This window comes from Geminicoccus flavidas, assembly GCF_009806515.1.
Taxonomy (GTDB): domain Bacteria; phylum Pseudomonadota; class Alphaproteobacteria; order Geminicoccales; family Geminicoccaceae; genus Geminicoccus; species Geminicoccus flavidus.
In genome coordinates this window covers 1-888 of the sequence record NZ_WUJP01000120.1, presented here as the reverse complement: position 1 = coordinate 888, position 888 = coordinate 1, and the positions used below count along the sequence as shown (strand labels likewise).

General features: G+C 64.8%; 1 protein-coding gene. It reads right to left on the bottom strand.

What is annotated here, in order from left to right; genetic code table 11:
* Window positions 1-168: 168 nt before the first annotated feature.
* On the bottom strand, window positions 169-888 hold a 720-nt coding region (locus EQG76_RS03230), incomplete at its 5' end, for an ABC transporter substrate-binding protein (protein ID WP_235031185.1).

Below are 888 nucleotides of genomic sequence, written 5' to 3'. Positions count from 1 at the left end.
GCGCCAGGTAGAGCACCCCGAACCCGATCATCGACACCAGCCAGAGCAGCACCAGGTTCTGGCCCAGCCTGCCGAGCAGATAGCGACCCATCTGCGGCCCCTTCTTCAAGATAATGCGTTGGGACCGGGGCCTGGGCGTCCCCGGTCCGCGCGATCAGCTTCCCGGCGTCAGCTCGAGAAGTACCACTCGTTGGCGTTCCAGCAGTTCTCCTGGACCGCGAAGTTCGGCTTGAAGTTCTCCAGGCCGGCCTTGGTCCCCTGGACCATCGCGTACTGGAAGATCGGCAGATAGGGCAGCTCGCGGCGGGTGACCTCCTGGAGCTTCTTGTAGATCTCGGCCCGCTGCTCCTGATCGGTGGTGGAAGCCCCTTCCTCCAGCAGCTTGTCGGCCTCCGGGTTGGAGAACTGGGTGGTGTTCTGTCCGGCCCCGCCCTGGGCGCCGATCGACTTGCTGTGCAGGAAGTCGGTGGCGTCCGGGTCCGGCCCGATGCCGAAGCCGATGCCGACCATGGTGGTCTCGAACTTCGACATCATCCAGTACTCGCCCCACATCACCGCGGGCGGCAGGTTGCTGATGTTCATCTTGGCGCCGATCTCCAGCCAGTTCTGCTGGAGGAACTGCTGCGCCTGCTCGCGGGTGGTGTTTCCGGCGGTGGTGGAGTTGGTGAACTCCAGGCGCACGCCGTCCTTGGCCCGGATCCCGTCGCCGCTGTCGACCCAGCCGGCCTCCTCTAGGATCTGCCTGGCCTTCTCAGGATTGTACTCGTGCTGGGGCAGGTCGGGATTGTAGGCCCAGGACTGGCTGGGCAGGAACGACTCGGTGGGAGTGGGCAGCCCGTAATAGATCGCCTCGATGATGCTCTGCTTGTCCATGCCCAACAGCAGCGC